This window comes from Clostridium sp. CM042 (assembly GCF_055080995.1).
Genome location: NZ_CM143646.1, coordinates 2,798,228 through 2,814,865, shown reverse-complemented (window position 1 = coordinate 2,814,865; position 16,638 = coordinate 2,798,228). Strand labels below are relative to the sequence as shown.

At 34.5% G+C, this 16,638-nt stretch carries 29 protein-coding genes; all 29 read right to left on the bottom strand.

Features of this window, described 5'->3' with window-relative positions; genetic code table 11:
- Positions 1-60 precede the first annotated feature (60 nt).
- A complete protein-coding gene (gene rpmJ / locus ACWJJ7_RS13505) occupies positions 61-174 on the bottom strand; it encodes a 50S ribosomal protein L36 (RefSeq protein WP_007062395.1) in 114 nt (37 codons plus the stop codon).
- Between the two features lie 15 nt (positions 175-189).
- Positions 190-408 carry a translation initiation factor IF-1 gene (gene infA, locus ACWJJ7_RS13500; protein WP_125002904.1) on the bottom strand — a complete coding sequence of 73 codons (219 nt, stop codon included), beginning with the start codon at positions 406-408 and terminating at the stop codon, positions 190-192.
- Positions 409-415: 7 nt separating this feature from the next.
- On the bottom strand, positions 416-697 hold the full coding sequence (locus ACWJJ7_RS13495; protein WP_462962538.1) for an RNA-binding protein: 282 nt from the start codon (positions 695-697) through the stop codon (positions 416-418).
- A 14-nt stretch (positions 698-711) separates the two neighbouring features.
- Positions 712-1,458 carry a type I methionyl aminopeptidase gene (map, locus tag ACWJJ7_RS13490; RefSeq protein ID WP_462962537.1) on the bottom strand — a complete coding sequence of 249 codons (747 nt, stop codon included), beginning with the start codon at positions 1,456-1,458 and terminating at the stop codon, positions 712-714.
- Entirely contained in the window at positions 1,455-2,108 is a 654-nt protein-coding gene (locus tag ACWJJ7_RS13485; protein ID WP_462962536.1) for an adenylate kinase, read from the bottom strand. The genes map and ACWJJ7_RS13485 overlap by 4 nt, the downstream gene beginning before the upstream one ends.
- A 22-nt stretch (positions 2,109-2,130) precedes the next feature.
- Positions 2,131-3,411, bottom strand: a complete 1,281-nt coding sequence (gene secY, locus ACWJJ7_RS13480) for a preprotein translocase subunit SecY (protein WP_462962535.1) — start codon at positions 3,409-3,411, stop codon at positions 2,131-2,133.
- Positions 3,412-3,852 (bottom strand): 50S ribosomal protein L15, encoded by a 441-nt coding sequence (rplO, locus tag ACWJJ7_RS13475; protein WP_462962534.1) that lies wholly within the window; start codon positions 3,850-3,852, stop codon positions 3,412-3,414.
- An 18-nt stretch (positions 3,853-3,870) separates the two neighbouring features.
- Positions 3,871-4,050 (bottom strand): 50S ribosomal protein L30, encoded by a 180-nt coding sequence (gene rpmD / locus ACWJJ7_RS13470; RefSeq protein WP_462962533.1) that lies wholly within the window; start codon positions 4,048-4,050, stop codon positions 3,871-3,873.
- Between the two features lie 12 nt (positions 4,051-4,062).
- On the bottom strand, positions 4,063-4,560 hold the full coding sequence (gene rpsE, locus ACWJJ7_RS13465) for a 30S ribosomal protein S5 (RefSeq protein ID WP_165414252.1): 498 nt from the start codon (positions 4,558-4,560) through the stop codon (positions 4,063-4,065).
- Between the two features lie 17 nt (positions 4,561-4,577).
- On the bottom strand, positions 4,578-4,940 hold the full coding sequence (rplR, locus tag ACWJJ7_RS13460; RefSeq protein WP_462962532.1) for a 50S ribosomal protein L18: 363 nt from the start codon (positions 4,938-4,940) through the stop codon (positions 4,578-4,580).
- 20 nt (positions 4,941-4,960) lie between these two features.
- A complete protein-coding gene (rplF, locus tag ACWJJ7_RS13455; protein WP_462962531.1) occupies positions 4,961-5,500 on the bottom strand; it encodes a 50S ribosomal protein L6 in 540 nt (179 codons plus the stop codon).
- A 201-nt stretch (positions 5,501-5,701) separates the two neighbouring features.
- Complete coding sequence (rpsH, locus tag ACWJJ7_RS13450) at positions 5,702-6,100, bottom strand: 30S ribosomal protein S8 (RefSeq protein ID WP_125002884.1); 399 nt, start codon at positions 6,098-6,100, stop codon at positions 5,702-5,704.
- Between the two features lie 32 nt (positions 6,101-6,132).
- Positions 6,133-6,318, bottom strand: coding sequence for a type Z 30S ribosomal protein S14 (locus ACWJJ7_RS13445; protein ID WP_462962530.1), 186 nt, complete (start codon positions 6,316-6,318; stop codon positions 6,133-6,135).
- A gap of 15 nt (positions 6,319-6,333) precedes the next feature.
- A complete protein-coding gene (gene rplE / locus ACWJJ7_RS13440) occupies positions 6,334-6,876 on the bottom strand; it encodes a 50S ribosomal protein L5 (RefSeq protein WP_462962529.1) in 543 nt (180 codons plus the stop codon).
- 22 nt (positions 6,877-6,898) lie between these two features.
- Positions 6,899-7,222, bottom strand: coding sequence for a 50S ribosomal protein L24 (rplX, locus tag ACWJJ7_RS13435; protein ID WP_462962528.1), 324 nt, complete (start codon positions 7,220-7,222; stop codon positions 6,899-6,901).
- A gap of 17 nt (positions 7,223-7,239) precedes the next feature.
- On the bottom strand, positions 7,240-7,608 hold the full coding sequence (gene rplN / locus ACWJJ7_RS13430; RefSeq protein ID WP_165414246.1) for a 50S ribosomal protein L14: 369 nt from the start codon (positions 7,606-7,608) through the stop codon (positions 7,240-7,242).
- Between the two features lie 36 nt (positions 7,609-7,644).
- Positions 7,645-7,899, bottom strand: coding sequence for a 30S ribosomal protein S17 (rpsQ, locus tag ACWJJ7_RS13425; RefSeq protein WP_165414245.1), 255 nt, complete (start codon positions 7,897-7,899; stop codon positions 7,645-7,647).
- 21 nt (positions 7,900-7,920) lie between these two features.
- Positions 7,921-8,133 (bottom strand): 50S ribosomal protein L29, encoded by a 213-nt coding sequence (gene rpmC, locus ACWJJ7_RS13420; RefSeq protein WP_165414244.1) that lies wholly within the window; start codon positions 8,131-8,133, stop codon positions 7,921-7,923.
- Positions 8,123-8,566: a 50S ribosomal protein L16 gene (rplP, locus tag ACWJJ7_RS13415; protein WP_462962527.1), complete on the bottom strand. Its 444-nt coding sequence runs from the start codon at positions 8,564-8,566 to the stop codon at positions 8,123-8,125. The genes rpmC and rplP overlap by 11 nt, the downstream gene beginning before the upstream one ends.
- A gap of 25 nt (positions 8,567-8,591) precedes the next feature.
- Positions 8,592-9,257 (bottom strand): 30S ribosomal protein S3, encoded by a 666-nt coding sequence (rpsC, locus tag ACWJJ7_RS13410; RefSeq protein ID WP_462962526.1) that lies wholly within the window; start codon positions 9,255-9,257, stop codon positions 8,592-8,594.
- Between the two features lie 16 nt (positions 9,258-9,273).
- On the bottom strand, positions 9,274-9,609 hold the full coding sequence (gene rplV, locus ACWJJ7_RS13405) for a 50S ribosomal protein L22 (protein ID WP_462962525.1): 336 nt from the start codon (positions 9,607-9,609) through the stop codon (positions 9,274-9,276).
- 20 nt (positions 9,610-9,629) lie between these two features.
- Positions 9,630-9,911, bottom strand: coding sequence for a 30S ribosomal protein S19 (gene rpsS, locus ACWJJ7_RS13400; RefSeq protein ID WP_462954934.1), 282 nt, complete (start codon positions 9,909-9,911; stop codon positions 9,630-9,632).
- A gap of 63 nt (positions 9,912-9,974) precedes the next feature.
- Positions 9,975-10,808, bottom strand: coding sequence for a 50S ribosomal protein L2 (rplB, locus tag ACWJJ7_RS13395; RefSeq protein WP_462962524.1), 834 nt, complete (start codon positions 10,806-10,808; stop codon positions 9,975-9,977).
- Between the two features lie 56 nt (positions 10,809-10,864).
- Entirely contained in the window at positions 10,865-11,158 is a 294-nt protein-coding gene (rplW, locus tag ACWJJ7_RS13390) for a 50S ribosomal protein L23 (RefSeq protein WP_165414238.1), read from the bottom strand.
- Positions 11,158-11,778 carry a 50S ribosomal protein L4 gene (gene rplD / locus ACWJJ7_RS13385; protein WP_462962523.1) on the bottom strand — a complete coding sequence of 207 codons (621 nt, stop codon included), beginning with the start codon at positions 11,776-11,778 and terminating at the stop codon, positions 11,158-11,160. Before rplD ends, rplW begins: the two co-directional genes overlap by 1 nt.
- Before the next feature lie 23 nt (positions 11,779-11,801).
- Positions 11,802-12,431: a 50S ribosomal protein L3 gene (gene rplC / locus ACWJJ7_RS13380; RefSeq protein WP_165414236.1), complete on the bottom strand. Its 630-nt coding sequence runs from the start codon at positions 12,429-12,431 to the stop codon at positions 11,802-11,804.
- A 120-nt stretch (positions 12,432-12,551) separates the two neighbouring features.
- Positions 12,552-12,860, bottom strand: a complete 309-nt coding sequence (gene rpsJ, locus ACWJJ7_RS13375; RefSeq protein ID WP_071614633.1) for a 30S ribosomal protein S10 — start codon at positions 12,858-12,860, stop codon at positions 12,552-12,554.
- 409 nt (positions 12,861-13,269) lie between these two features.
- Positions 13,270-14,463, bottom strand: coding sequence for an elongation factor Tu (gene tuf / locus ACWJJ7_RS13370; RefSeq protein WP_462962513.1), 1,194 nt, complete (start codon positions 14,461-14,463; stop codon positions 13,270-13,272).
- Positions 14,464-14,508: 45 nt separating this feature from the next.
- Positions 14,509-16,572: an elongation factor G gene (gene fusA / locus ACWJJ7_RS13365; protein WP_462962522.1), complete on the bottom strand. Its 2,064-nt coding sequence runs from the start codon at positions 16,570-16,572 to the stop codon at positions 14,509-14,511.
- Positions 16,573-16,638 lie beyond the last annotated feature (66 nt).

Genomic DNA, 16,638 nt, shown 5'->3' with positions numbered 1-16,638 from the left:
AACATTTATTAATATATTCGCTTTGATATTTAATTCAATATCATTTGTAAATAAAATCGATTAACCTTGTTTTTGTTTATGCTTAGGATTTTCACAGATAACCATTACTCTTCCTTTTCTCTTTATAATCTTACATTTTTCACACATAGGTTTAACTGATGGCCTTACTTTCATAGCTAACCCTCCTTATTACTTGTCTCTCCAAGTTATTCTCCCACGAGTCAAATCATATGGGGAAAGTTCCACTGTAACCTTGTCTCCTGGTAATATTCTTATGAAATTCATTCTTAACTTTCCTGAAATGTGAGCTAATATTTTATGCCCACTCTCAAGCTCAACTTGAAATATTGCATTGGGCAAAGTTTCTAATACCACACCTTGCATTTCAATTATATCATCTTTTGACATAAGGTAATTAAACCTCCTTACCAATATCTGCAGACTGCAAAAATATTTTAATTTTAGAATTAGTAACCTCTTTTTTAGATAAAATCATATCTCTAATTTCCTCAGCTACTGTGTCAGTAAATTTTAGATGTTTAACCTTCTTTTTTTTAGGTTTCTCAGTCTTTCTTAACTCTCCATCAGAAATATACACATATTCGTTATTTAGCATTCCTACCACAATAAAATCTCTATGCATATCCCTTCCCGCTTTAGAATGTACTACCTTACCTATAAGGCTATTTTTATCCAAATCATTCACCTCTATTAGTTCAAAGTTAATATTTCAGGACCATTTTTTAAAATAGCAACAGTATTTTCATAATGTGCAGATAAACTGCCATCTCGTGTTACTACCGTCCACTTATTAGACCTTATTTTGACATAATGCTTTCCTATATTTATCATAGGTTCAATTGCAAGTACCATACCATGAACTAACTTAGGGCCTCCATTTGGAACACCATAATTAGGAATTTCAGGATCTTCATGCATCGATTTACCAATTCCATGACCTACAAAATCCCTAACCACAGAATATCCATGGCCTTCAGCATAACACTGAATTTCAGCAGATATATCTGATAATCTATTACCGATTATAGCTTTTTCAACACCCTTAAAGAAAGTATTTTTAGTGACCTCGAGGAGCATTGTAGCTTCATTGGATACTTTTCCTACTGGAAAAGTTCTAGCAGCATCTCCATGATAGCCATTTAATATGGCACCACAATCTATGCTAATTATGTCTCCTTCAAGTAAAATACGGTTAGATGGAATTCCATGAACCACTTCATCATTAACAGATGTACATATGGAAGCTGGAAATCCACAATAACCCTTAAAAGATGGTTTAGCACCTTGTTTTACTATGAACTCTTCAGCTAATTTATCCAGTTCTGCAGTGGTTATTCCAGGTTTTATTACCTGTTCAATTATTACAAGAGCTTCTGAAACCACTTTACCCGCACTTCTCATGTATTGAATTTCCATATCACTTTTTATGTTTATCATTTTTTTATTTCTTCTAAGATACCACAGATACTTTCAAATACGCTGTTAATTTCTAGTGTCCCATCAACTGCTGATAATAAGTTTTTGTCATCATAGTACTTTATCAATGGTTGTGTTTGAGCTTCATATATGTCTATCCGTTCATTAACGGTTTCTTCAGTGTCATCAGCTCTTTGTACAAGATCACATCCACATAAATTACATTTTCCGTCCACTTTCGGCGGATTGAATTTAATATGATAGCTAGCACCGCATGTAAGACAAACCCTTCTACCAGTCATTCTACTTAGAATAAATTCTCTAGGCACCTTTATTAATAACGCTGTATCAAGGGAGTTACCCTTTTCGTCTAATAAAGTTTTTAAGGCTTCACCTTGATTAACAGTTCTAGGATAGCCATCTAGCAAAAATCCATTACTACAATCTTCATTATTTAACCTATCCTTGATTATATCTATAGTCAATTCATCTGGGACTAAGTGCCCCTTATCAATATGTTTCTTAGCTTCAATTCCAAGAGGGGTTTTTTCTGAAATATTCTTTCTGAATATGTCCCCTGTTGATATATGTGGTATGGAAAATTTATTACTTATGGATTTTGCTTGCGTTCCTTTTCCGGCTCCCGGAGGACCTAACAAGATTATTCTCATAGTATCATCTCCTGGTAATAATTTATTTAAGGAATCCTTGGTAATGTCGCATTACTAATTGTGATTCAAGTTGTCTTAAAGTTTCAAGAGCAACATTCACCATAATTAATAACATTGTACCTCCAAAATATATTCCCTTAAAGTGAGTATATCCCTCTATAAAAATAGGAAATATTGCTATAACAGCGGCAAAAGTTCCTCCAAGTATCGAAACCTTAGTCAATACCTTATCGATATACGTTGCTGTATTCTCTCCCGGTCTAATCCCTGGTATGAAACCTGATGATTTATGCATATTTTCAGCCATTTCATCTGGTTTAAATGTTACCTGAGTATAAAACCATGTAAAGAATACTATTAATACAAAATACACCAAGGAATATTTCCAACTGTTTCTTTCAAATATGCTCCAAGGACTTCCTACAATGAATTTTGCAATTGAAGATGTCGGTTTAATCTGTGCTATTGTTTCTGGGAATGTCATTACTGACATTGCAAAAATTATACCGATAACTCCAGATGCAGTTACACCAATTGGAATATGTGTTGATTGTCCTTTAAAAACCTTGTTTCCAATAGCTTTTCCAGCATATTGAACCGGAATTCTTCTTTCCCCTAAACTTGCTATTACTACTGCAACTAATAATGCTATAGCAACTACAATAAACATTATAACCTCTACAAAATTTACAGTGCCTGCCTTCTGAAGTTCAGCAATTTTATACACTGTTGAAGGTAATCCAGATACCATATTAATAAAAATTATTAATGAAATACCATTACCTATACCTTTACCTGTGATTTGTTCACCTATCCACACCAAAAATGTTGATGCAGTAGTCATCGTTAGTATCACTAAAAATATGGCTAAACTAGATGTATCTGTGAATGCTCCAGTACCTGCAATAATTGCATACATACCGAAGGCCTGTATAGCCCCCAGCACTATTGAAACATATCTAGTAAGATCTTGTATTCTCTTACGTCCTTCAAGCCCTTCTTTAGAAAGTTGCTCTAAATACGGAATTGCTATTACAAGTAACTGCATTATAATTGATGAGGTTATGTATGGACCAACACCCATAGCAAAAATACTAAATTTACTTAATGCACCACCTGACATTAAATCATAAAAACTAATTAATGTTCCACCATTACTAGTTAAGTCTACAAGTTTGCTAGCATCTACACCAGGGACAGGAATGAAAATACCCATCCGCATAATTGCAACCATAAGTAGCGTGAATATCATACGCTTTTTTAAATCAGGAATTTTCCAGGCATTACGTAGGGTTGATAACATTTATATCACCTCAACTTTTCCTCCAGCTGTTTCAATTTTCTCAGCTGCTCCTTTAGAGAATCTTGATACTTTTACAGTTAATTTCTTTTCTAAATCACCATTTCCAAGTATCTTAACTCCGTCATATACTTTTCTTATGACTCTTCTCTCTAATAGCAATTCTGTTGTAACTTCTGTACCATCTTCAAACATATTCAGTCTATCTACATTTATACAAGAATATTTTTTCGCAAAAATATTTGTGAACCCTCTTTTAGGCAATCTTCTGTATAAAGGCATCTGACCTCCTTCAAATCCTGGTCTTGTTCCTCCACCTGATCTGGAGTTTTGTCCATCTTGACCTCTTCCCGCAGTTTTTCCCCATCCTGAACCAGTACCTCTACCGATTCTCTTAGGAGATTTTTTGGAACCTTCTGCAGGTCTTAACTCTTGAAGTTTCATGTCAACACCTCCTCTTTTTTATACTTGCTCTACTTTTACTAGATATATAATTTTGTTAATCATACCTTTGATCTGAGGAGTTTCCTCGTGCTCAACACTATTTCTTATTTTTCTTAATCCTAAAGCATTAACTGTAGCTATGTGTTCTTTCTTTCTACCTATTAAGCTTTTAATCAATGTTATTTTAACTTTAGCCAAGGTTTTCCCCTCCTATCTTAAAATTTCTTCTACAGTCTTGCCTCTTAATTTAGCAACATCTTCTACTGTTCTTAAACCTGCTAAACCTTCGATAGTAGCATTAACCACATTTCTTGCATTACTAGAGCCTAAAGATTTAGCTCTAACATCCTTTAATCCTGATAATTCTAGAACTGCTCTAACTGGACCACCAGCTAAAATTCCTGTACCTTCAGCACCTGGCATTATGTGTATAACTGAAGTACCGAACTTTCCATCAATAGTATGTGGAATAGTTGTTCCAACCATAGCTACATTTATTAAATTCTTTTTAGCATCTTCTATCCCTTTTCTAATTGCTTCAGGAATTTCTACAGATTTACCCATTCCAACGCCAACGTGTCCGTTTTCGTCTCCAACAACAACTAATGCGCTGAATCTGAAGTTTCTTCCACCTTTAACAACCTTAGCAACTCTGTTTATATTAACTACTTTTTCTTTAAGATCTAATGTGCTAGGATCTATTTTCATGTGTTTCCCTCCTTCTCTTAGAATTTAAGTCCAGCTTCTCTTGCTCCCTCAGCGAGGATCTGTACTCTACCGTGGTATACATATCCGCCTCTGTCAAATACTACTTCTTCTATTCCTTTTTCAAGCGCTCTTTCAGCAATCATTTTTCCTACTAATTTTGCAGCATCTTTATTGCTTCCTATCTCTTGTTCAAAAGCTTTATCTACGCTTGAAGCAGAAACTAGTGTGATTCTTGCAACATCATCTATTACTTGAGCATATATGTTCTTTTCACTTCTATATACAGCTAATCTAGGTCTTTGTGCTGTACCAGAAATCTTTTTACGAACTCTAAGATGACGCTTAACTCTTGACTTTTGTCTATCTTCCTTCTTGAACACATCATTCACTCCTTCCTACTTTATTTACCTGTTTTACCTTCCTTACGTCTGACAATTTCGTCAGAATATCTAATTCCTTTTCCTTTGTAAGGTTCTGGTTTTCTCCAAGCTCTTATTGTTGCTGCAACAGCTCCAACTAATTGTTTATCAGTACCTTTTACTATTATTTTGTTAGCATCAGGTAATTCAAATTGGATTCCTGCAACTGCATCTATTTCAACTGGATGTGAATATCCAAGACTTAATGTTATTTTAGTTCCTTTTAATTGAGCTCTGTAACCAACACCAACTAACTCAAGTGTTTTTTGGTATCCCTCTGTTACTCCAATAACCATATTATTTATCAATGATCTTGTCAATCCATGAAGAGCTCTATGTTCTTTTACATCGCTCGGTCTCGTAACTACCACAGTATTATCTTCCATAGCTATATTCATTTTAGTACTCATGTTTTGAGTTAACTCACCTTTTGGTCCTTTTACATTTACAACATTCATTGGTGAAACTGTAACAGTCACTCCATTAGGTATAGCTACTGGAAGTCTTCCGATTCTCGACATACTTACACCTCCTGTATTCTTTTTAGACACATAACAATTATTAATTGCTACGTCTCGTGTGTTCCTTTTAAATACTAACCAATTCTTAATTGTTTAGTCTCTATATTACTTTAGGCACATAACAATTTTGTTTTTCTGTGAATTATCTATTATTACTATGTACATAATAACTCAATACTGTTATGCATTAAAATTATTATATTACCAAATGTAACAAATAACTTCTCCGCCTAAACCTAATTTTCTAGCATCTCTATCTGCTACTAGACCTTTTGAAGTTGATATTATAGCAACTCCTAATCCGTTTAGTACCTTTGGAATATCCTCATTTTTAGAATACACTCTTAAACCTGGCTTAGATATTCTCTTAAGTCCAGTGATAACTCTTTCCTTGTTTTGACCATACTTCATTGCAAGTCTCATCATTGGAACAACGCCATCATTATATTCTTCAATATTTTTAAGATATCCTTCTTGAAGCAATATATTTGCAATTTCCTTCTTTATAGTTGAAGAAGGTACTTCTACTATTTCATGTCTAACAACATTTGCATTTCTTATACGTGTTAGCAAATCTGCGATTGGGTCAGTCATAACCATTTTTCGTGCCTCCTTTCATTAAAATGTTCTAATTACCAACTTGCTTTTCTGCAACCAGGAATTTCTCCCTTGTGTGCAAGTTCTCTAAAACAGATACGGCATATACCAAATTTTTGTAAAACAGAATGTGGTCTTCCACAAAGTCTACATCTTGTATAAGCTCTAGTTGCAAATTTAGGTTCTTTTTTCCATTTCTCTATTAAAGCCTTACGTGCCATATGTTTCCCTCCTTATTATTGAGCAAATGGCATTCCAAGGAATCTTAATAACTCTCTTGCTTCCTCGTCTGTCTTTGCTGTAGTAACAAATATTATATCCATACCTCTTATTTTATCAATTTTATCATACTCTACTTCAGGAAATATAAGTTGTTCTTTAATTCCTATAGCATAATTCCCTCTTCCGTCAAATGCTTTAGAAGAAGCTCCTCTAAAATCTCTAACTCTAGGTAATGCAACGTTCATTAATTTATCTGCAAATTCGAACATTTGAGTTTTTCTTAATGTAACTTTACAACCTATTGGAGTGTTTTCTCTTAACTTAAAGTTAGCTATTGACTTCTTTGCTCTTGTTATAATTGGTTTTTGACCCGCTATAATTTGCATATCGCTAAGAGCTGCATCTAAAACTTTAGAATTGTCTTTAGCTTCTCCAACTCCCATATTTAAAACAATTTTTTCAAGCTTTGGTACTTCCATTATATTTTTATAACCGAATTTTTCCATTAGCGCTTGAACTACTTCATTTTCATATTTTTCTTGTAGTCTTGAACTCATATGTTAAACCTCCTTTCAGGAATTAAAATGTTTCTCCACATTTCTTACAAACTCTTACTTTAGTTCCATCTTCTAGAATTTTGCTACTTATTCTTGTTACATTTTTGCATTTTGTACAATATAACATAACTTTTGAACTATTTATAGCCGCTTCTCTGTGAGTTATTCCACCTTGCATATTTTGTTTGCTCGGTTTTTGATGTTTTGTAACTACACTAACATCTTTCACTAAAACTTTACCAGTTTTAGGATATACAGCTAAGACTTCGCTTATTTTGCCTTTGTCTTTACCTGATATAACCATTACTGAATCTTTTTTTCTTACGTGCATTTTTTTAACTGCCATGTTAGACACCTCCTATCTTATAGAACTTCAGGCGCTAATGATAAGATCTTACTGAAGTCTTTATCTCTTAACTCCCTTGCAACAGGTCCGAATATACGAGTCCCCTTTGGGGTTTTGTCGTCTTTTATGATAACAGCTGCATTATCATCAAATTTGACGTATGATCCATCCGCTCTTCTTAATCCTTTTACTGATCTAACTATAACTGCCTTAACTACTTCACCTTTTTTAACAACTCCACCTGGTGTTGCACTTTTTACGCTAGCAACTATTGTATCACTGATGTTTCCCCATTTTCTCTTGGAACCACCTAATACTCTAATACACATAATTTCTTTTGCACCAGAATTATCTGCAACTTTTAATCTCGATTGCTGTTGTATCATATCAAATACCCTCCTTTCAGTTGTTAAACCGAAATACTATTTAGCTTTTTCAACTATTCCAGTAATTCTCCATCTTTTATCTTTAGATAATGGTCTAGTTTCCATAATTGTAACTTTATCATTGATTTTAGCTTCATTCTTTTCATCATGAGCTTTAAATTTTGTTGTTGTATTAAGTATTTTTCCGTATAATGGGTGACGAACTTTTGTTTCAATTGCAACAACTATTGTCTTATCCATCTTATCAGAAACTACTTTACCTGTTCTTGTTTTTCTATTATTTCTTTCCACAAGAGCAACCTCCTTTCAGTTTTACTGTTCAAAAGCTTTTATTTCTTCTTGCCTAAGAATGGTCTTAATTTGGGCTATAGATTTTTTCACTTGTTTAATTCTCATAGGGTTTTCTAGTTGCCCTGTAGCTAACTGAAATCTAAGGTTAAATAATTCTGCCTTTAGATCAGACATTTTCACTAGCAAATCTTGAGGATTACTTTGTCTTAATTCTTTTAATTCATTAGCCTTCAATGACTTCACCACCCATTTCCTCAAAATCTTTTCTAGATACAAACTTAGTTTTAATTGGAAGTTTGTGTGAAGCAAGTCTCATTGCTTCTCTAGCAGCTTCTTCTGTTACCCCTGCAATTTCAAATAAGACTCTACCTGGTTTAACAACTGCTACCCAATATTCTACTGATCCTTTACCAGAACCCATACGAGTTTCAGCCGGTTTTTCAGTTACTGGCTTATCAGGGAAGATTTTTATCCAAACCTTTCCGCCTCTTTTTACATATCTATTGATAGCAACTCTGGCAGCTTCTATTTGATTACTTTTAACCCAGCCACATTCCATAGCTTGTAATGCATAATCACCATATGCAATAAAGTTTCCTCTTGTAGCTTTTCCTCTCATTCTACCACGTTGAACCTTACGATGTTTAGATCTCTTAGGCATTAACATGTCTTATTCCTCCTTCCTTACACTTCTACGCTTTTATTTCTTCCTTAACGATTTTCTTTGTAGGAAGAACTTCGCCTCTATATACCCAAACTTTTACACCAATTTTACCATATACTGTATCTGCTTCTGCAAATCCATAGTCTATATCAGCTCTTAATGTTTGTAATGGTATTGTACCTTCATGATAGTGTTCAGTCCTAGCTATTTCTGCTCCGCCAAGTCTTCCTCCACATGAAATTTTAACACCTTTTACGCCAGATCTCATAGCTCTTTGAATTGTTTGTTTCATTGCTCTTCTAAAAGAAATTCTCTTTTCTAATTGCGAAGAAACATTTTCAGCCATTAATTGAGCGTTGTTTTCAGCTTGTTTTACTTCTACTATGTTAATTAAAACATTCTTATCTGTTATGATTTTTTTCATGTCTAGCTTTATAACTTCAATTCCAGAGCCACCTCTACCAATAACCATTCCTGGTTTAGCAGTGTGTATGTTGATTTTAACTCTTTTAGCAGCTCTTTCAATTTCAATTTTAGAAATCCCAGCTGTGTAAAGTTTACTTTTTAAGAATTCTCTAATCTTAAAATCTTCAACAAGATTATCTGCAAAATTCTTTTTATCTGCATACCATTTAGAACTCCAGTCTTTTATTACACCAACCCTAAAGCCGTGTGGATGTACTTTTTGTCCCACGCTAAAACCCTCCTTCTTATGATCTTTCCATAACTGTAATAGTTATATGGCTAGATCTTTTTCTTATTCTATAAGCTCTTCCTTGTGCACGCGGTCTAAATCTCTTAAGTGTTGGACCCTGACATGCATAAGCCTTAGCAACGTATAGTCTATTGATATCTAAATTTAAATTGTTCTCTGCATTTGCTACAGCTGATTTTAGTACTTTAGTTACTACTTCAGCTGCATTTTTTGGAGTGTATTGTAATATAGCAAAAGCTTCATTTACATTTTTATCTCTTATTAAATCAAGAACAATCCCGATTTTCATTGAGGACGTTCTCACATATTTAGCTATAGCTTTAGCCTCCATGATTGTCTCCTCCTTCCACACTATTTTACTCTGCTTGTTTTTTCTCTAACAATGTGTCCTTTAAATGTTCTAGTTAAAGCAAATTCGCCTAATTTATGTCCTACCATATCTTCTAAAACATAAACTGGTACATGTTTTCTTCCATCATGTACTGCGATAGTATGCCCTATCATTTGCGGGAAAATAGTAGAACTTCTTGACCAAGTCTTTATTACTTTTTTCTCGCCATTTTTATTCATTTCGTTAATTCTGCTTAACAAAACTTCTTGTACATAAGGTCCTTTTTTAACTGATCTACTCATTTTTGTGGCCTCCCTTCATACACCATAACCATTGTTTTAAAGAGAATTTAAATTCTCTTCAAACTATTTTCTATTTTTTCCCTTGACAATAAATTTGTCAGAGTACTTTTTAGTTTTTCTAGTTTTATATCCTAGTGCCGGTTTACCCCACGGAGTCATCGGACTAGCATGACCTATAGGCGATTTACCTTCTCCACCACCATGTGGATGATCGCAAGGATTCATTACTGAACCTCTGACTGTAGGTCTAAATCCTAAGTGTCTTTTTCTTCCTGCTTTACCTATGTTAACAATACCATGAGTTACATTAGAAACCGTTCCTATAGTAGCTCTACAATTTACTCTAACATATCTTACTTCGCCACTTGGAAGTCTTACTTGAGCATATTCTCCTTCTTTAGCCATAAGTTGCGCTGAAGAACCTGCTGATCTTACAAGTTGAGCACCTTTTCCAACCTGTAGTTCTATATTATGAATCGTAGAACCTATTGGTATATTAATTATTGGAAGAGTATTTCCAACTTTTATATCAGAATCAGCACCGGATACAATTACATCTCCAACTTTTAATCCAACTGGAGCAATTATGTATCTTTTTTCACCATCAGAATATGCAACAAGAGCTATGTAAGCAGATCTATTTGGATCGTACTCAATTGTAGAAACTTTTGCTGGAATATTATCTTTAGTTCTCTTGAAATCTATTAGTCTGTAACTTTGTTTTGCTCCACCACCTCGGTGACGAACAGTTATTTTACCTTGATTATTTCTACCACCTGATCTTTTTGTGCTTACAAGAAGTGATTTTAATGGCTTATCTGTTGTTATTTCTGCAAAATCAGCCATAGTCATATTTCTTCTTGAAGGTGTGGTCGGTCTAAATTTCTTAATTCCCATGTGACTTTCCTCCTTCTTTATCGCTTATCTGGCCTCTGCCAATACCTGCTTAATAATTACATTCCATCAAAAAACTCAATTGTCTTGCTTTCTGTTGTTAAAGTAACAATAGCTTTTTTGAAGTCAGCTCTTTTTCCAATGTGAACTCCAACTCTTTTAGTTTTACCTATATTTCTTAGAGTTCTTACATTTTCAACTTTAACTCCAAATACTTCTTCTACCGCTTTTTTAACTTGAGTTTTATTTGCATGAATATCAACTATAAAGGTGTATTTTTTTTCCGCCATTACAGCCATACTTTTTTCAGTAATTATCGGTTTTCTTATAATATCATGGCTAGTTAGCTTCATTATATATACACCTCCTCAATTTTAGATACAGCATCCTTTGTAACTATGAATTTTTCATACTTTAGTATGTCATAAACGTTCAAATTATTTACTGGTGATACTTGTACTCCAGGTATGTTTCTTGCTGATTTATAGACATTTTCATCTGACTTTTCAACAACTATTAAAGTTTTCTTAGTTCCAAAAGCGTTTAAAACCTCTAACATTGCTTTAGTTTTTGGTGAATCAAATTCTAAGCTATCTATAACTATCATTTCATTTGAAGCTACTTTAGCTGATAAAGCTGATTTGAAAGCAACTCTTCTCATTGTCTTCGGTACAGAAACACGGTAATCTCTTGGCTTTGGAGCAAATACTATACCACCATGTATCCATTGTGGCGCTCTAATAGAACCTTGTCTTGCTCTACCAGTTCCCTTTTGTCTCCAAGGCTTTATTCCACCGCCTCGAACTTCAGCTCTAGTTTTAGCTGATTGAGTTCCTTGTCTTTTATTTGCAAGTTGTGCTACTACAACTTGATGCATAGCATCTGTGTTGATCTCAACTCCAAATATATTTTCATTTAATTGAATGTCTCCAACCTTTTGTCCTTCTTTACTAAATAAATCTAATGTAAGCATTCTGCATCCTCCTTTCTTTAAAGTTACGCTTTAACAGCATTTCTTATTACAACTGTGCCTTTGTTAGGTCCCGGTATACCACCTTTAACTAATATAATGTTCTTTTCAGGCATTACTTTAACTATTTCAAGGTTTATTACTGTTCTACTAACATTACCCATATGACCTGGCATACGTTTGTTTTTAAATGTTTTTGACGGATCGGAAGATGCTCCCATTGATCCAACTGCTCTATGGAATTTAGATCCATGACTCATTGGTCCTGTATGCTGATTCCATCTTTTAATACAACCTTGGAATCCTTTTCCCTTAGATATTCCTGATACGTCAATTTTATCTCCAGCAGCAAATATATCTGCCTTAAATTCTTGACCTACTTCATAAGCACTTATATCTTCCATTCTAAATTCTTTTACGAATCTTTTTAAAGATGTTCCTGCTTTAGCAAATTGTCCTTGCATTGGTTTGTTAACTAACTTTTCTCTTATGTCACCAAATCCAACTTTAATTGCATTGTAACCATCGTTTTCGATAGTTTTCTTTTGAATAACAACACATGGACCTGCTTCAACAACTGTTACTGGAACAACTCTTTTATTCTCATCAAATATTTGAGTCATGCCAAGTTTTTTACCCATTATTGCTTTTTTCATGAAAATACACCTCCTACTTATTAGCGGACCACATTAGTGATCATAACAGTTAGTAATATTAATTTAATGCTTACGTACAGTAAATTACACTTATACGCTTCATCGCACTTATATGTACGCTTATAGTTTTATTTCGATATCAACACCAGCTGGTAAGTCTAATCTCATTAAGGCATCAACAGTTTTAGGTGATGGACTAATTATATCTATTAGTCTCTTATGCGTTCTTATTTCAAATTGTTCTCTTGAATCTTTATACTTATGTGGAGCTCTCAATACTGTAATTACATCTTTTTCTGTAGGTAGTGGTACTGGACCAGCTACTTTAGCTCCTGTACTTTTAGCTGTTTGAACAATTTTCTCAGCTGATTGATCTAATATGTTGTGATCAAAAGCCTTTAATCTAATTCTGATTTTTTGTTTTATCATTATTATTTCCTCCTTTTCATCGCACGCTCTACTTCTTACGTGCAACAGCGGATGTTCTGTAAACTGCTCCGGGTGTTTCATTCAATAAATGCATGAAACAATCGTAGGAACCCCGTCGTCCGATTCAAGATCAGGACATGCTCGGTGAAGAATTACCCGGAAGTCCGGCAACCTCTTACCTCATCACTGTTACCACAATACAACTTCTAAAGTATACAACACTTCTTTTGCTTTGACAAGTATTTTTTCACTATTATTTCATAATTTTTATATTTGTTGTTTCTGCTTATATTTATACAAAAGTTTTATTGTATTTAAAAGGAGAAGAGCGTCCTCTTCTCCTTAATAATAAAAGCTTTTATTATTATTGAAATTCATCAATTGATGGTTATAAATACATTGTAAATTCTTATTTAACTATTGAAGTAACAACTCCTGAACCTACTGTTCTTCCACCTTCTCTGATTGCGAATCTTAATCCCTCATCCATTGCTACTTGAGTGATTAGTTCAACATTCATGTCTATGTGATCTCCTGGCATTACCATTTCCATTCCGTCTGGTAATTTTATTGATCCTGTTACATCAGTTGTTCTGAAATAAAATTGTGGTCTATATCCGTCGAAGAATGGGGTATGTCTTCCGCCTTCTTCTTTTTTAAGTACATATACTTGACCTACAAATTTATCATGTGGATGTATTGAACCTGGTTTAGAAAGTACTTGACCTCTTTGAATATCTGCTCTTTGTACTCCTCTTAGTAATGCTCCGATGTTGTCTCCAGCCATTGCTTGATCTAGAAGTTTTCTAAACATTTCAACTCCTGTACATACAACTTTTCTTTTCTCTTCGCTGAGTCCTACTATTTCGACTTCTTCTCCAACCTTAAGTATTCCAGCTTCAACTCTTCCTGTAGCAACTGTTCCTCTACCTGTGATTGTGAATACATCTTCTACTGGCATTAAAAATGATTTATCTGTTGCTCTTGTTGGTGTTGGAATATAGCTATCTACTGCTTCCATTAATTCATCTATGCATTTTGATGCTTCTGCATCAGTTGGGTTTTCTAATGCTTTTAAAGCTGAACCTGTTACTACTGGAATGTCGTCACCTGGGAAGTCATACTCACTTAATAATTCTCTTACTTCCATTTCAACGAGTTCTAATAACTCTGGATCATCTACCATATCTGCTTTGTTTAAGAATACTACTATATATCCTACTCCAACTCTGCTTGCTAATAGTATATGCTCTCTTGTTTGAGGCATTGGACCATCTGCTGCACTAACAACTAGAATCGCTCCATCCATTTGTGCTGCGCCTGTAATCATGTTCTTTACATAATCCGCATGTCCTGGGCAATCAACATGTGCATAATGTCTGCTTTCTGTTTGATACTCAACATGTGATGTGTTTATTGTAATTCCTCTTTCTCTTTCCTCAGGTGCTTTGTCTATTTGGTCAAACCTAGATACTTCTGCTAAACCTTTAGTTGAGAGTACCGCTGTTATTGCAGCTGTTAATGTTGTCTTACCGTGATCTACGTGCCCTATTGTTCCAATGTTTACGTGTGGTTTACTTCTTTCAAACTTTGCCTTTGCCATTTTGTATTCCTCCTTATATTTGCATATTATCTCATATTTTACTTGTTATTTACTTCCTATAACTTGTTCTTGAATACCCTTTGGAACTGGTTCATATGCAGCAAATTCCATACTGTATACTCCTCTACCCTGAGTTCTCGATCTAAGTGTCGTAGCATATCCAAACATTTCTGATAATGCAACCATAGCTCTAATTACTTGAGCGCCTGCTTGAGCTTCCATTCCTTCTATTCTACCTCTTCTTGAATTAATGTCTCCCATAACGTCTCCCATGTACTCTTCTGGTACTGTTACTTCGACCTTCATTATTGGTTCAAGCAAAACTGGATCTGCTTTTGCCATACCGTTCTTGAATGCCATTGAACCAGCAACCTTAAATGCCATTTCGTTTGAGTCAACATCATGGTATGATCCATCAACTACTTTAACTTTAAAGTTAAGAACTGGGTATCCACCAAGAATACCATTTTTTGATGCTTCTTTAATTCCGTTCTCAATTGGAGCTATAAATTCTCTTGGAATAGATCCACCAACCGTACAATTTTCAAATGAGTAAGGTTCAGTAGTTGGTATTAACTCTATCCAACAGTGACCGTATTGTCCACGTCCACCTGATTGTTTAATGAATTTACCTTCTGCCTTAACTGCTTTTCGTATTGTTTCTTTATAAGCTACTTGTGGTTTTCCTACATTACATTCAACTTTAAATTCTCTTTGAAGTCTATCAACAATAATTTCTAGATGAAGCTCGCCCATACCACCAATTATTGTTTGACCTGTTTCTTGATCAGTATAAGTTTGAAAAGTAGGATCTTCTTCAGAAAGCTTTGCAAGAGACATACCCATTCTTTCCTGACCAGCTTTTGTTTTTGGTTCGATAGCTACATGAATAACTGGATCTGGGAAGTCCATGGTTTCAAATAATATTGGATGATCTTCATCACATAAAGTTTCTCCAGTAGTTGTATTTTTGAGTCCAATTACTGCACCTAATTCTCCTGAACGTAATTCTTCAACTTCTTCTCTGTGATTAGCATGCATTTTAACTAGTCTACCAACTCTTTCTTTTTTACCTTTGTTAGCATTTAATACATATGTACCAGTTTTCATTACGCCCGAGTAAACTCTTGTAAACGCAAGTCTGCCAACAAAGGGATCTGTAGCTATTTTAAACGCTAATGCTGCCATTGGCTCATCATCACTTGGGAGTCTTTCCATTTCTTCACCAGTATCAACATCTTGTCCTTTGGTAGCTGGTATGTCAAGTGGTGACGGCATGTATTCTATAACAGCATCTATCATCATTTGAACGCCTTTATTTTTATATGAAGAACCACAAATTACAGGTACTATTTCATTCTTAATTACACCTTTTCGTAATGCTGCTTTTAATTCTTCTTCACTTATTTCTTCACCATCAAGATATTTCATCATAAGCTCTTCATCTAGTTCAGCTATCGCTTCAACCATAGCTGCTCTGTATTCTTCTGCTAATGATTTCATATCTTCTGGAATTTCTATTTCTTCTATTTGTGTTCCTAAATCATCTTTATAGACTTCTGCAACATTTCTAACTAAATCTATAATACCTAGGAATGCTTCTTCTTTACCTATTGGAAGCTGTATTGGAACTGCATTAGCATGAAGTCTTTCTCTCATCATGTCTACAACGTGATAGAAGTCTGCACCCATTATATCCATTTTATTAACATATGCCATTCTTGGTACCTTATATTTAGTTGCTTGTCTCCATACTGTTTCAGATTGTGGTTCTACTCCGCCTTTTGCACAGAATACAGAAACTGCACCATCAAGTACTCTTAAAGATCTTTCAACTTCAACTGTGAAATCTACGTGCCCTGGTGTATCAATGATATTTATGTTATAACCCTTCCAGAAACAAGTTGTAGCCGCAGAAGTTATTGTTATACCTCTTTCCTGTTCTTGTACCATCCAGTCCATAGTAGCTCCGCCATCATGAACCTCACCAATCTTATGTGTTTTTCCTGTATAGAATAATATACGCTCAGTTGTTGTTGTTTTACCAGCATCAATATGAGCCATAATACCTATATTACGGAATTTTTCTAAAGAATATTCTCTATCCACTATTTGCCCCTCCTGTCAACGAGTGATTTTAAATTTGACAAAACTGTCTTGGCAAAGCCAAAACAG

Coding starts and splice junctions, on each gene's coding strand:
- rplN (WP_165414246.1), bottom strand. CDS start 7,608: ATGATACAACAGCAATCGAGATTAAAAGTTGCAGATAATTCTGGTGCA.
- rplO (WP_462962534.1), bottom strand. CDS start 3,852: ATGAAACTTCAAGAGTTAAGACCTGCAGAAGGTTCCAAAAAATCTCCT.
- secY (WP_462962535.1), bottom strand. CDS start 3,411: ATGTTATCAACCCTACGTAATGCCTGGAAAATTCCTGATTTAAAAAAG.
- rplF (WP_462962531.1), bottom strand. CDS start 5,500: ATGTCGAGAATCGGAAGACTTCCAGTAGCTATACCTAATGGAGTGACT.
- map (WP_462962537.1), bottom strand. CDS start 1,458: ATGATAAACATAAAAAGTGATATGGAAATTCAATACATGAGAAGTGCG.
- rplW (WP_165414238.1), bottom strand. CDS start 11,158: ATGAAGCTAACTAGCCATGATATTATAAGAAAACCGATAATTACTGAA.
- ACWJJ7_RS13445 (WP_462962530.1), bottom strand. CDS start 6,318: ATGGCACGTAAGGCTTTAATAGAGAAATGGAAAAAAGAACCTAAATTT.
- tuf (WP_462962513.1), bottom strand. CDS start 14,463: ATGGCAAAGGCAAAGTTTGAAAGAAGTAAACCACACGTAAACATTGGA.
- rpsS (WP_462954934.1), bottom strand. CDS start 9,911: ATGAGTAGATCAGTTAAAAAAGGACCTTATGTACAAGAAGTTTTGTTA.
- infA (WP_125002904.1), bottom strand. CDS start 408: ATGTCAAAAGATGATATAATTGAAATGCAAGGTGTGGTATTAGAAACT.
- rpsJ (WP_071614633.1), bottom strand. CDS start 12,860: ATGATAAAACAAAAAATCAGAATTAGATTAAAGGCTTTTGATCACAAC.
- ACWJJ7_RS13485 (WP_462962536.1), bottom strand. CDS start 2,108: ATGAGAATAATCTTGTTAGGTCCTCCGGGAGCCGGAAAAGGAACGCAA.
- rpsH (WP_125002884.1), bottom strand. CDS start 6,100: ATGGTTATGACTGACCCAATCGCAGATTTGCTAACACGTATAAGAAAT.
- rplE (WP_462962529.1), bottom strand. CDS start 6,876: ATGAGTTCAAGACTACAAGAAAAATATGAAAATGAAGTAGTTCAAGCG.
- rpsE (WP_165414252.1), bottom strand. CDS start 4,560: ATGAAAATAGATCCTAGCACATTAGATCTTAAAGAAAAAGTAGTTAAT.
- rpmJ (WP_007062395.1), bottom strand. CDS start 174: ATGAAAGTAAGGCCATCAGTTAAACCTATGTGTGAAAAATGTAAGATT.
- rplV (WP_462962525.1), bottom strand. CDS start 9,609: ATGGAGGCTAAAGCTATAGCTAAATATGTGAGAACGTCCTCAATGAAA.
- rplP (WP_462962527.1), bottom strand. CDS start 8,566: ATGTTAATGCCTAAGAGATCTAAACATCGTAAGGTTCAACGTGGTAGA.
- rplD (WP_462962523.1), bottom strand. CDS start 11,778: ATGCTTACATTAGATTTATTTAGTAAAGAAGGACAAAAGGTTGGAGAC.
- rplX (WP_462962528.1), bottom strand. CDS start 7,222: ATGGCAGTTAAAAAAATGCACGTAAGAAAAAAAGATTCAGTAATGGTT.
- rplB (WP_462962524.1), bottom strand. CDS start 10,808: ATGGGAATTAAGAAATTTAGACCGACCACACCTTCAAGAAGAAATATG.
- rplC (WP_165414236.1), bottom strand. CDS start 12,431: ATGAAAAAAGCAATAATGGGTAAAAAACTTGGCATGACTCAAATATTT.